Origin of the sequence: Amycolatopsis dongchuanensis (genome assembly GCF_039542405.1) — a bacterium.
GTDB classification, from domain to species: domain Bacteria; phylum Actinomycetota; class Actinomycetes; order Mycobacteriales; family Pseudonocardiaceae; genus Amycolatopsis_E; species Amycolatopsis_E sacchari.
Window position 1 is genome coordinate 1 of record NZ_BAABIB010000009.1, and the last position, 11411, is coordinate 11411.

Sequence of the window (11411 nt, forward strand, 5' to 3'; positions counted from 1 at the left end):
GTCTACCGAGCAGCCATCCTCCTGCACGCCGTCATCACCTGGACCACAACATTGTCAGACACACCTTAGCGGGGAGCAATCCCGCTCGACGGTGCTGTCAGCGCAGCGCGGTGACAGCGCGGGCCGTTGCCTCGGCGATGAGTTTGTCGTCGTAGGTGGCGTCCTTTGTGTCGCGTGTGGACAGTACTGCCAGGACTACCGGGGCACCCGACGGTGGCCACACGACGGCGATGTCGTTGCGGGTGCCGTAGCCGGCCGAGCCCGTCTTGTCCGCCGACGTCCAGCCCTCCGGCAGGCCCGCGGCGATCAGCCCACTGCCGGTGGTGTTGCGGCGCATCAGGTCCACGAGCAGGTCGCGCTTGTCCGCGGGCAGCGCGTCGCCGAGTGTGAAGGCGCGCAGGCTGGTCGCGAGGGCCCGAGGGGTGCTCGTGTCGCGGATGTCACCGGCGACCGCCTCGTTGAGGCTGGTCTCCCAGCGGTCGGGATGCGTGGTGGTGTCCCCGATGCCGCGCAGCGCCTTCGCGAGCCCGGCGGGGCCGCCCAGTTCGCGGAACAGCAGGTTGCCCGCGGTGTTGTCGCTCTGCTGGAGGGCGGCCTCGGCCGCCTCGCGCACGGTCACGCCGGTGTTCACACGCGGTCCGGTGACGGGGGAGTGCGACACGATGTCCGCTTGGGTATAGGTGAGCCGTTTGTCGAGGTCAGCGCCCTCTCGCAGGAGGGCACCGACGGCGAGCGCCTTGATCGTGGAGGCGTAGGCGAAGCGGTCGTCGGCGTGATAGGCGACCTCCTTGCCACTGCCGGTGTCGAGTGCGTACACGCCGAGCCGGGCGCCGAAGCGGGTTTCGAGGTCGTGGAAATCCGGGGCCGCGATCTGCTCCGCGGGTCCGGCGGCCGGCGGTACCGCGGTGCTCGCGCAGCCGGTGAGCAGGCCGAACAACAGCAGGACGAACAGGGTGCTTCTGGCGAACATGACTCCCACCCTTCCGGGACCTGCTCATGCTGTCCAAGACACGAACCGAGGTTTCCATACCGGATCGGCATAGACTTCGCGCCGTGGATCTGGTCGACGCCTGCCGGGCGTTCGTGAGCGTCAGCGAGCGGGGGAGCTTCACGCTGGGCGCGGCGGCCGCGGGGATTCCGCAGCCGGTCGCGAGCCGCCGCATCGCCGCGCTCGAGCGACGCCTCGGGGACCGGCTGTTCGACCGGGCGACGCGCCGAGCGGTGCTGACGCCGTTCGGGCGCGAGGTGCTGCCCGCCGCCCGACGGCTCGTCGGTCTCGCCGAGGCGCTGGAGTCCGACGCCAGGCGGGCGCGCCGCCGTCCGCTGCGCTTCGCCGTGCCCGAGTGCTGCGGCACGCGGGACCTCGCCCACCTCGACGCGGAGGCGCGGGAGCACGACCTCGTCCTCGATTTCCGCCCTGCCGCGCCAGCCGCCCGTGAGGATCTGCTGCGCACGCAACAGGTCAGGGCAGCACTGGTCGCGGCGCCCGAGGACCAGGCCCAGTGGGCCGTGCCGCTCGGGGTCGCCGCCGCCGTGGCTCCCCGTGAACGCACCGTCTACCTGGAAACCCTGCGACCCGGCCGCGCTGAGGCGGCACGACCCCGGCGGGTATGGCTGCAGCCGGAGGACGACGTGCCGCACCTGCGTGATCCGCTGTTCCGCCTCCGTGACGCGCTCGGCCTGCGCCCCTCGCAGGTCGTCGCCGCCGACTCTCTCGTCTCCGCCGTCGCGGACGTGCTCGGCTCCTCGGACCTGCTGCTGTGCTCGGCGGCGCAAACGGCCGACCTCGATCTGCACTGGCGGCCGCTCGGCGAACTCCGGCTCGTCCGCGGCTACGCGCTGGCCACGACCTACGGTGACGACGAGGAACGCCTCCGGCCGCTGTCGCGGTCGATCGGGCGCTGCCTGGGAACGGGGGAGGCGTGATGCTGCTGCGGGAACTGCGCGACGTGCTCGACGACGCCGGGCTGCGGGGCTCGTTCCTGGTGCGTGACCTGCGGTCCGGTGCGGAGATCGGCTTCGAGACCGACACCCCGTGGCCGCTCGCCTCGCTGGTCAAGGTGCCGCTCGCGGTCGCCACGCTGACCCGCGTGCACCGCGGCGAGCTCGACGGCGCTACCGCGCTGGAGGTCCAGCCGGGCCGCGTCACCACGCCGGGGCCGACGGGCCTGAGCCGGTTCCGCCACCCGGCCCGCATCGCGCTCGACGACCTGCTGTACCTGAGCACGTCCATCAGCGACAACACGGCCTCGGACGCGTTGTTCGCGCTCACCCCGCCCGCGGAGGTCACGCGGATCGTGCGGGAGCTCGGCGTCGAAGGGATCGTGGTCCGGCACCTCATCGCCGAGCTGGCCGACACGCCGGCGGAACGCTTCGGCGCCGCCGACGTCCACCTGGCGCACTCGCTGGCCATCGGAGCGGGCACCGCCGGGCGAGGTCACCGCATCCCGCAGCTCGACGTCACCCGGGCCAACACCGGGTCGGCCAGGGCGTGCGCCGACCTGCTGCAGGGACTGTGGACCCCGTCGAAGATCGCCGCCGAGGTGGCCGACCGGGTGCGGGAGTTGTTGCGGCACCACGTTTTCCGGCAGCGCCTCGCCCCGGACTTCAGCTCGGACGCCACGGTGTGGGCGGGCAAGACCGGCACACTGCTGACCCTGCGGCACGAGGCCGGGGTGGTCGAACACGCTGACGGCGGCTTGTTCGCCGTCGTGGCGCTCACCGAGTCCCGCGTGCCCGCCGCGCACCAGTCGGCGGCCGAGGCCGCGATGGCGCACGTCGCGCGGCGGTTGCGGGACCACCTGCGGGCGGGTTGACCCCGGTGGTCACTTCGTCCAGAGCAGCGGCTGCTCGTCGTACTCGCCCTGGGCGTAGCGGGCGCCGCCGACCTGGTCGCCCGTGCTCGCGGCGTCCAGCTGGCACTCCGTGACCTGGGCGCCGACGGTCGTGAACGTCTGCGGCGTGAGCACGGTCTCGCACTGGTCCACCGAGCCGGTGATGAACGTGCCCGTGCTCGTGCCGTCGGCCAGTGCCGCCCTGACCAGGGGCGGGTTCTTGACGGACAGGTCGGTGCCGCCCAGGTTCTCGACGGTGTAGCGGACGTAGTACGGCTCGAGGTCGTTGGCGTTCTCGCCGAACTTCTGCCGGAAACCGGCCGTGTCGCCGGAGTCCACGCCGGTGACGGTGATGCCGACGTAGCCGTCCTGCCACTTCACCACGGCACGGTCGCCGAACTTCATCTTGGTGCCCGGTGCCGTGATGTTCGAGGGCACGACGGTCGTCGCCGACATCGATGCCGGCGCCGAGGGGGTAGCGGGGGCGCTGCTGTCCGACGAGGTTCCGCACGCGGTGAGAGCGGTGGCTGCCAGGACCACGGCGCTGAGGGTGATTCGCTGATCGATTCGCATAGCGGTCCCTTCCTAGCACCCCCTGCACGCGCGCCGAAGTTCGTGTTACCTTAGGTAACAGTAAACCTCGGTAACAGGCAATCGTGCGGCAAGGAGTCTGCTATGACCAGCGTCGGTACGCAGCGAGCGGAGGAGACCGAGCCCGGCCGCGAAGAGATGGCGCGGCGGTTGCTGGACTCGTCCGAGACGTTGTCCTACGACCCGATCAAGGAAGTCGACTGGGAGACCCCGCTCGACACGAGCTACCACGGCGCGAGCCCGGAGTGGAGCACGCTCTACGGCACCGCGTACTGGGCCGAGCTGACCCCGGAGCAGCAGCGTGAGCTGACCCGGCAGGAGGCCGCTTCCGTCGCCAGCACCGGGATCTGGTTCGAGATGATCCTGCAGCAGATGGTGCTCCGCGACTTCTACGCCAAGGACCCGACCGACCCCGCGTTCCAGTGGGCGCTGACCGAGATCGCCGACGAGTGCCGGCACTCGATCATGTTCGCGCGTGGTGCCGCGAAGCTGCGGGCGCCGGCCTACCGCCCCCGCCGTCTCGCGGTCGAGCTGGGCCGGTTCTTCAAGAGCACCGCCAAGGGCGAGGCCGCGTACGCCGCGATCCTGGTCGCCGAAGAGGTCCTCGACGTCATGCAGCGCGACTGGATGCGTGACGAGCGCGTGGTCCCGTTCGTGCGCACCATCAACAACATCCACGTGGTCGAGGAGTCGCGGCACATGAAGTTCGCCCGCGAGGAGACCCGCGAGCGGCTCAAGGGCGCGGGCTGGCTGCGGCGCCAGTACAACGCGCTGGTCGTGGCCATCGCGTCGTACTTCATCGTCAGCAGCATGGTGAACCCGAAGGTGTACGCGAACGCGGGCCTGGACACCAGGCGCGCCGTGCGCGAGGCGAAGGCGAACGAGCACCACAAGGCGATGCTGCGGTCCAGCTGCGCGGGCCTGATGGAGTTCCTCCACTCGGCCGGGCTGCTGACCAAGGCCTCGACCTGGTTCTACAAGCGCGCCAACCTGATCTGACGCCATGGCCTTCGCGATCACCCAGACCTGCTGCAACGACGCGTCCTGCGTCTCGGTCTGCCCGGTCAACTGCATCCACCCGACGCCGGACGAACCGGACTTCGGGACGACGGAGATGCTCTACGTCGACCCGCGCACGTGCATCGACTGCGGCGCCTGCGCCGACGCGTGCCCGGTCGACGCGATCTTCCCCGCGGACAGCCTGCTGGGCCCGATGCGCGCGTACGCCGACATCAACGCGGCGTACTACGCCGACCAGGAGCCGGTGGACGTCCTCGGTCTCGCGCCGAACTTCCACGCGTGGGGGCCGCCGACGTTCGACCGCCGGATCCCCAGCGACTTCGCGCCGCTGGACGTCGCGGTGGTCGGCACCGGCCCGGCCGGCATGTACGCGGTCGAGGACCTGTTGCTGCACACCGGTTCCCGCGTGACGCTCATCGACCGGCTGCCGGTCGCGGGCGGCCTCGTGCGCTACGGTGTGGCGCCCGACCACCCGTCGACGAAGAAGATCGGCGAGACGTTCGCGCGCTTCCACGACCACCCGCGCGTGAAGCTGCGGCTGGGTGTCGAGGTCGGCCGGGACGTCACCGTCGACGAGCTGGCGGAGCGCTACGACGCGGTGATCTACGCGGTCGGGGCGTCGTCGGCGCGGCGGCTGGGGATCGCGGGGGAGGACCTGCCGGGCAGCCTCGCCGCCACGACGGTTGTCGCCTGGTACAACGGCCACCCCGACGTGGCCGCGGACGCGGTGGACCTGTCGGCCGCGCGCGTGGTCGTCGTCGGCACCGGCAACGTCGCGCTCGACGTGGCGCGGATCCTGACCGCCGACCCGGCCGCGCTGGCCGGCACGGAGATCTCGCCGGAAGCGCTTTCCCGCTTGCGCACCAGCAAGGTCCGCGAGGTGGTGCTGCTCGCCCGCCGCGGCCCGGAATCGGCCGCGTACACGAGGCCGGAACTGCTCGCGCTCACGCAGCGGGAGGACGTCGACCTGGTGGTGGACACGCACGACCCGCGGATCGCCGAGACGATCGACGCGGCCGCGCCCGGTGACAAGGCGGCCCTGCTGCGGGACCTGCCGAGGGAGACCGTCGACTGGTCCGCGCCGCCTCGGCACGGCAAGCGCCGCATCGTCCTGCGCTTCCACTCCGCGCCGGAGGCGATCACCGGGGACAGCCAGGTCCGCGGGCTGCGTGTCGGCGGGGGCACGGAAATCGCGGCGGGACAGGTGATCCGCGCGGTGGGCTACCGGGGGACCCCGGTGCCGGGGCTGCCGTTCGACGAGCAGACCGGCACCATCCCGAACGAGGGCGGGCGGGTCCGGCCGGGCACCTACGTCGTCGGCTGGATCAAGCGCGGGCCCTCCGGCGGGATCGGGGCGAACCGGGCCTGCGCCGCGGAGACCGTGGGCAGCCTCCTCGACGATGCCGTCGCGGGCAGGCTTCCCGCCCGGAAACGTCAGGGTCGCAAGGCGGCGCTCCTGGGCCGGCGCCGGGGCGGCTAGGCTGCGGCCGTGCGCAAGGGTGAGGTGGCCGAGGTCGCCGCGAACGTGTTCATGGCGCGCGGCACCGACGTGAACTGGGTGCTGGTGCGCGACGGCGAGGACGTCACGCTGATCGACGGTGGCTGGCCGGGTGACGTCGCCGCCGTGGAGGCGTCGGTCCGCGCCATCGGCCGCCGGCCCGAGGACGTGCGGGCCGTGCTGCTCACCCACGCCCACCTCGATCACATGGGCGCGCTGAACCACTTCCACGAACGGTACGGCGCGCCGGTGTACACGCACGCGACCGAGGTCGGGCACGCGCGACGGGAACGGCTCGAACAGGCCACGCCGGTGGACGTGCTCAAGCAGTTCGTGCGACCGGGCGGGGCGGGCTGGATCCTGCGCATCCTCCGCGCGGGCGCGCTGACACACCCGTCGATCCCGCACGCGCGGCCGTTCCCCACCGAAGGCGCGCTCGACCTGCCGGGCAACCCGGTGCCCGTGCCGTGTGCCGGGCACACCTCGGGCCACGTCGCCTACCTGTTGCCGGACCAGGGGGTCGTGGCGTCCGGCGACGCGCTCGTGACCGGGCATCCGCTCTCGCGGACGACGGGGCCGCAGTTGATCCCCGCCTTCTTCACGCACTTCCTCGAGGAGTCGCGGGAAAGCCTGGACGCGTTCGCCAAGCTCGACGCCGGAGTCCTCGCGCCGGGACACGGGGATCCGTGGCGGGGTTCGATGGCCGACGCCGTCGAGGCGGCACGCGCGTCAGCCTGACGGCCTCGGAGCGAGCAGCCCGAGCACGATCCGGGCGGTCTCGGCGGGAGCCGAGAAGTTGAGCGCGTGCGGCTTGCCGGGGAGTTCGACAAGCCGTCCCGCGGGCAGGAGCGCGGTCGCTTCGCGTGCCCACTTCCCCGACACGAGCGGATCACGCGTGCCCCGCACCACGACCGTCGGCGTGTGCACGGCGGGCAGCTTGTCCTCCCACGGATCGCGCAGCACGTGCCGGAACGTGGCGAGAAACCGGCGCGGGCCGCACTTGAGGTAGTCGAGCCCGACGACCGGGGCGAGCGCGGGGTGCTCGCGCGGCACGTCGGCGAGCAGCCCCAGGGCCTGCCTCGGCCACGCGCGCAGGTGGGGATCCGTGGTGGGGCCGATGAACACGACGGGCCCGAGCAAGCCGGGCGAGTGCACGGCGAGATCCGCGACCACCTGGCACCCGGCGGAGTTGGCCACCAGCACCGAGCCGCCGCGCCGGGTGGCCCGCAGCCAGCCGGCGAGCGCGAGGGACAGCCCGCGCACGTCGAGCGCCTCGGCGGGGCCCGGTGAGGCCCCGAAACCCGGCAGGTCGGGTGCGCTGATGTGGGCGTGGGGAGCCAGCCGCCGGGCGAGGGGCAGGAAGTACCGGTGCGAGCAGCCCAGCCCCGGCACGCACACCACGGACGGCCCGCGCCCGAGCGTGCCGGAATGCATCGGCGTCCCACCGACCACAGTGGACTCCGGATGCCAGCTGCGCGCGATCATGGCGGGAAGATACCCTCGCCCGCAGCGCGGAAAACGCGTTCAGCCACGCAGCCGGGCGGGCAGCGTTTCGTAGCCGCGCAGGATCCGCGTGCCGCGCCGGGTGGCGCCCGGCAGCAGCGTCAAGCCGGGGAACCGGTCGAACAACGCCCGCAGCCCGACCTCACCCTCCATCCGCGCGAGTGCCGCACCGAGGCAGTAGTGCCGTCCGGCCGAGAAGGAGACGTGGTCGCGGGCGTTCTCGCGGCGGACGTCGAAGCGGCCGGGATCGGTGAAGACGGCAGGGTCGCGGTTCGCTCCGGCGAGGACGGTGGTGACGAGGGACCTCGCACGGACCGGCACGCCCAGCACCTCGGTGTCGCGGACGCACGAGCGCCCGGTGAGCAGCACGGGCGGATCGGTGCGCAGGATCTCCTCGACGGCGTTGGACCACAGCTCCGGTTCACGCCGGAGGGTCTCCAGTTCCGCCCGGTTCCGGTGCAGCAGGGCGATTCCGTTGCCGAGCAGGTTCACGGTGGTCTCGAAACCGGCGGCGAGCACGAGCCCGGCGGTGGACCGCAGCTCCTGGTCGGTGAGGCCGACGCCGTCCTCCTTCGCGGCGACGAGCCGGCTGAGCAGGTTGTCGCCGGGATGCGCGCGCAGGTGGTCGAGGTGGTCGCGCAGCCAGGCGTCGAAGGACGCCAGCGCCGAGTCGACCGCGCGGAACTGGCGCCACGACAGGCCCATGTCGAGGCTGGGCGCGGCGGCGGCACCGAGTTCGAGGACGCGTTTCCGTTCGTGCTCGGGCACTCCGAGGATCTCGGCGATGACGGTGACGGGCAGCAGGCTGCAGTAGGTCTCGACGAGGTCGACGGGCCGCTCCGGGTCGAGGGAGTCCAGCAGCTCGGCGGCGATCTGCTCGGTGCGGGCGCGGAGGTTCTCCACGGCCCGGGCGGTGAACACACGCGTGACGAGCTTGCGGTACCGGGTGTGGTCGGGCGGCTCGGTGACCAGCAGGGACGGCCGCTCGACGGGGTGCACGTGCCCGGGCTCGGACCACGCGTCGAGCCGCGCGACGAACGCGTTCTCGACCGTGCCGAACCCGGCCTGGAAGTCGTTGCTGGTCAGCACCTCCTTGACGGCGGCGTGACCGGTGGTGATGTAGGCGAAGCTGCCCTTGAGCAGGGGGCCGTGTGCCCGGATCTCGTCGAAGAGCCCGGAAAGCCCGGCGGTCGCGGTGGTTCCGGCCTGGGTGATGAGCCGGGCCTGCAGGTCGCCCCGCTTCGCCGCGGTCCGCACGGCGGTGCGGGCTAGTGCGTGCCGCAGTCCCCAGCGGACCACCGGCTTGGCGCTGTCCCGGATCCGCGTCGTGAGTGCCCTCGTCTCCACGGACTCGAACGTATCCCGTGGTGGTGGCGGATGTCGATCTGTGGTCAGCTGCGCAGGCTCGACGCCCAGGCCGTGACGGTGAGGCTGCCGGTGGTGCCGAGGTCGGTGTCGAGCGGGAGGGTTTGCGCGGCGGCGCCGGGGAGCGGGACGACCTCGACGAAGGCGCCGGTCGCGGAGTCGCCGTAGGTGACGGTGTTGGACCACGAAAGCACGGTCAGGGCGCGCCCGCCGGGTGCGACGGTGAGTGGGGCGGGGCCGGGGTCGATCGCCATGTACGAGGAGTCGTGCGCGACCGTGACGGCGAGCGGTGCGCGGGTGGCGTCGAGGAGCCGGATCGCGGGGTAGCCGTCGAGGCGGACGGGTGTGGTGCCGCAGTTGGTGGCGGTGAGCACGCTGGCGCGGTGCCCGAGCGCGGCGTCGACCTCGCCCGCGGTGACGCTGAGTCCGGAGTCCGGGCAGCGTGGGCCGGGGGTGTCGACCGGGGTGCTGGGGCCGACCGTCAGCAGCGGCGGCTCGATCCCGTTGTCGGGGTGAGCGGCTTTTCCGCAGGACGCGAGCAGGGCGAGGAGCAGCACGGCGGGGAGTGCACGCACGGTGTGGACCCCCCTGGTTCGGCGAACTGCGGGGAGCGTAACAGCCTGTAGTACCCACTGGGGGGCTTGGGTAAACTTGCCGCAGTCCGTTGACCAGCCAGCGGCTACCGGTGGACGGCCGTTCCGCGTCGTCCGCCTCCCGCGACTGGACGACGGAGGATGCAGGCCACGATGAGCGAGCTGCCGGGCGGATCGTCGGCACACCTCGACGAGGTGCGGCAGGCGCTCGAGGCGTTGTCGGACACGGTCGCCGTCACCGATGATCCCGGTGCGCTGCTGCAGGCCGTGTGCGAGCAGGTGGTGCGTGTCGTGCCCGGTGCCGACATGGCCTCGATCACCCTGGTGCGCGCCGAAGGTGCCACCACCGCCGCGACGACGCACGACGTGGCCGTGAAGATCGACTCCGCGCAGTACGACGAGGGGGACGGGCCCTGTCTCCGTGCGGCCCGGACCGGCGAGATCGTCCGCGTGGAGATCGACACGGCGCGGCAGCTGTGGCCGCACTTCACCACTGTGGCGAGGGAGCACGGGGTCGGCAGTTATCTCGCTTCGCCCCTCGCCGTCGCCGAGGGCTTTTCGGGCGCGATCAACCTCTTCGGGTTCGGCGGACATGGCTTCCTGGAGCTGGACCAGCAGATCCTGGAGCTGTACACCCTCGTCGTGACGACGGTGCTGCGCCTGTCCCACCGCGCGACGCAGGCAAGGGAGCAGGTGCGGCACCTGCGGATCGCGATGCAGTCGCGGGCGGTGATCGAGCAGGCGAAGGGGATCCTGATGGCCGCGCACCGCATCACGGAAGACGAGGCGTTCCAGATGCTGACGACGCGCTCCCAGCACGAGAACGTGAAGCTGAACATCATCGCGGCCCGTTTTGTGGAGGACAGCACCCGCCGGTGAGGTGGGTTGTGGGGTGCGGGCTGGGTGGTGGGCGTGGGGGCCGCCGTGGCTGGGTGGTGCGGCCTTGCGCGCAGTGCCGCGGCTTGCGGTGATGCGGGCGTGTGGTGGCGTGACCGCACGGCGGCGCGCCTGTGGTGGCGTGACCGCACGGCGGCGCGGGCCTGTGGTGGCGCAGTTGGCGGTGGCGCGGCCGCGTTGGTGACGCGGCTTTGGCGATACGGGCGTGCTGGCGCGGCCGCGTGGTGGTAGCGGCTTGCGGTGATGCCGCGGACCGTGCGTCGTTGCTGGTTGTGCTGGTCGGGCGCCGCGGCTGGGCGGGTCGCGGTCAGGGCGGGTCTTGCCCGTGGACGGCGAGGCGGACATGAATATCGACGGCGGTTGCCGCTGAGGGCGCTCGTGCCGAGTCGCCGGTTGCCTCGCCCGGGCGGGCAATACCGCTAAGTTTAGGCGAGTTTCCGCAGCTCAGAGGCGTTTGGAGGCGTCGCCCACAGAGCGGTCACACCCCGACAGAACAGTTGCCTCGATTGAAGATTCCCCTCAACCGCAACGGCGACTGTCTCAAGTGGAGAACCGCCTAACCGGCGGGAACGACTGAACAGAGCCTCCGATAACGCCCTGACCAGGTAAAACGTACTAACTTAGCGGTATTGCCCGGGCGGGCAGGCATCGGGTCAGGCGAGATCGGGCCGTAGGGCGCAGCGTGTCGGCAGGTGCGAGGCAGGCAAGGTGCGATACCGGGCCGATGTGCTGGGCGGAGGAGGCCAGGCGGGCGGGGCGGCCTCAGGTGCCTGAGATGCCAGGCCAGGCGGGCCAGGGGATCGGGTGCCAGACCGCGCGGGCCAGGCAGGGCAGGATCGGGTGCCGGGCGGCGCAGGTCAGGCGAGATCGGGCCGTGGGGCGCAGCGTTCGGCCGGTGTGAGGCAGGCAAGACTCGAACGGGGCAGGTGTGCTGGGCGGGAGACGCGAACGGGGCCGGTGTGCTGGGCGGTGCAGGATCGGGTGCGAAGGCGTGCAAGGTCAGGCGGGGCGGGGCCGGGCAGGACCTGGGTGCCGGACCGTGTACCCCGGCGCTAGGTGTGATGTTCAGGGACGTTGTCCCGGGTTGAGGTGACCGTTGGCGGCCTGTCG

General features: G+C 72.0%; 11 protein-coding genes. 6 read left to right on the plus strand and 5 right to left on the minus strand.

Annotated features, from left to right (window positions below; all coding sequences use genetic code 11):
- Positions 1-97 precede the first annotated feature (97 nt).
- Complete coding sequence (gene bla / locus ABFX51_RS01795; RefSeq protein ID WP_346051633.1) at positions 98-970, minus strand: class A beta-lactamase; 873 nt, start codon at positions 968-970, stop codon at positions 98-100.
- 26 nt (positions 971-996) lie between these two features.
- Here bla and ABFX51_RS01800 point away from each other — a divergent pair, with 26 nt between their 5' ends.
- On the plus strand, positions 997-1926 hold the full coding sequence (locus ABFX51_RS01800) for a LysR family transcriptional regulator (RefSeq protein WP_346051635.1): 930 nt from the start codon (positions 997-999) through the stop codon (positions 1924-1926).
- Complete coding sequence (locus tag ABFX51_RS01805; protein ID WP_346051637.1) at positions 1926-2816, plus strand: serine hydrolase; 891 nt, start codon at positions 1926-1928, stop codon at positions 2814-2816. Before ABFX51_RS01800 ends, ABFX51_RS01805 begins: the two co-directional genes overlap by 1 nt.
- Positions 2817-2825: 9 nt before the next feature.
- Here the strand turns inward: ABFX51_RS01805 and ABFX51_RS01810 are convergent, their stop codons facing one another.
- Entirely contained in the window at positions 2826-3290 is a 465-nt protein-coding gene (locus ABFX51_RS01810) for a hypothetical protein (RefSeq protein ID WP_346051638.1), read from the minus strand.
- Positions 3291-3509: 219 nt separating this feature from the next.
- On the opposite strand from ABFX51_RS01810, the gene ABFX51_RS01815 reads away from it, so the two are divergent.
- The 3 genes from ABFX51_RS01815 to ABFX51_RS01825 are packed head-to-tail and all read left to right on the plus strand — an operon-like array spanning position 3510 to position 6681.
- Positions 3510-4424, plus strand: a complete 915-nt coding sequence (locus ABFX51_RS01815) for an AurF N-oxygenase family protein (protein WP_091505374.1) — start codon at positions 3510-3512, stop codon at positions 4422-4424.
- 4 nt (positions 4425-4428) lie between these two features.
- Positions 4429-5925: an FAD-dependent oxidoreductase gene (locus ABFX51_RS01820; protein ID WP_346051640.1), complete on the plus strand. Its 1497-nt coding sequence runs from the start codon at positions 4429-4431 to the stop codon at positions 5923-5925.
- Positions 5926-5934: 9 nt separating this feature from the next.
- Positions 5935-6681 carry an MBL fold metallo-hydrolase gene (locus ABFX51_RS01825; RefSeq protein ID WP_346051642.1) on the plus strand — a complete coding sequence of 249 codons (747 nt, stop codon included), beginning with the start codon at positions 5935-5937 and terminating at the stop codon, positions 6679-6681.
- Here the strand turns inward: ABFX51_RS01825 and ABFX51_RS01830 are convergent.
- Genes ABFX51_RS01830 through ABFX51_RS01840 form a run of 3 tightly spaced genes read right to left on the minus strand, consistent with a single transcriptional unit; the run spans position 6673 to position 9386 of the window.
- Positions 6673-7428, minus strand: a complete 756-nt coding sequence (locus tag ABFX51_RS01830; protein WP_346051644.1) for an alpha/beta fold hydrolase — start codon at positions 7426-7428, stop codon at positions 6673-6675. The two genes, ABFX51_RS01825 and ABFX51_RS01830, sit on opposite strands and share 9 nt — an antisense overlap.
- 39 nt (positions 7429-7467) lie before the next feature.
- Complete coding sequence (locus ABFX51_RS01835) at positions 7468-8793, minus strand: cytochrome P450 (RefSeq protein WP_346051646.1); 1326 nt, start codon at positions 8791-8793, stop codon at positions 7468-7470.
- Positions 8794-8837: 44 nt separating this feature from the next.
- Positions 8838-9386 carry a DUF4232 domain-containing protein gene (locus tag ABFX51_RS01840; RefSeq protein WP_346051647.1) on the minus strand — a complete coding sequence of 183 codons (549 nt, stop codon included), beginning with the start codon at positions 9384-9386 and terminating at the stop codon, positions 8838-8840.
- A gap of 171 nt (positions 9387-9557) precedes the next feature.
- Between ABFX51_RS01840 and ABFX51_RS01845 the strand changes: the two genes are divergently transcribed.
- A complete protein-coding gene (locus tag ABFX51_RS01845; RefSeq protein WP_346051649.1) occupies positions 9558-10283 on the plus strand; it encodes an ANTAR domain-containing protein in 726 nt (241 codons plus the stop codon).
- Positions 10284-11411: the final 1128 nt, after the last annotated feature.